Source organism: Yersinia thracica (genome assembly GCF_902170565.1).
Lineage (GTDB): Bacteria > Pseudomonadota > Gammaproteobacteria > Enterobacterales > Enterobacteriaceae > Yersinia > Yersinia thracica.
Genome location: NZ_CABHXX010000087.1, coordinates 1 through 784, shown reverse-complemented (window position 1 = coordinate 784; position 784 = coordinate 1). Strand labels below are relative to the sequence as shown.

Here is a 784-nt window from a genome sequence, read left to right as displayed (position 1 = left end):
GGCTTAATGCCAGTCAGTTAAGCAACTGACTGGCATTTTTACGTCTCGCTGTTGGGTATTTTTCTGGTCTTTCTTTAACCACTCGTGGATAGCTTCTTTCTCGCCTTGTCGGCAGTTTCACCATCTTCGCCTGACTTTCAAGATCACGCAACAGCCCCGGTATTCTTCCCGGCGACGCATAAGACAGTCCTCCTAATAAATTGGTCACCATCAATGTCGATTGGGCGAAGCTCAGTTGGTTCGGCCAGATCCCCTTTAGCGTCGAAGCCATCTTTATCATCTGATACCTGACTAAATTGTAACCTATTAATATTCCCCATAATTCCTGTTGAACAAGCTCTGGCTTTTTGCTCCGCAAGGTTAAGCGGCTCAGTTGCATCGTCTGTTTCATCTCCCTGTAGCCCAGTTCAATTTCCCACCGATAGTGATATAAATCGGCCAGTTCATGCCCCGGTTGCCGGGCAACAAAATATCGAGCCGATTAACAATTTGATGCAAAGGATATTTGCGCTCAAGGGCCATGCCGACGACACACCAAACCATCATATCCATCGATAATCGGCGTTTACGAAGAGTGACAGTTCCGGTTTCAGCCAGACATTGGCTAATAATTTCGGGGCCAAGAACGTCCCCCAGCGTAGGTAACGAATTATTGGCCAGATTGAATTGAGAGATAAGGTCAAGCGCTTGAGAAATTTGCATAAAAAAATCCGGAAACAGAACCTGCTCCGGATTTTCTCATAGTACAAGGATCGTTCAACTGATCCTTAAGTGATCGGCATTA

Annotated in this window: 1 pseudogene; it reads right to left on the bottom strand. The window is 46.0% G+C overall.

Going from position 1 to position 784, the window contains the following annotated elements:
• Positions 1–13: 13 nt before the first annotated feature.
• Positions 14–720, bottom strand: a pseudogene (locus FTA91_RS12180) (transposase domain-containing protein).
• Between the last annotated feature and the right edge of the window lie 64 nt (positions 721–784).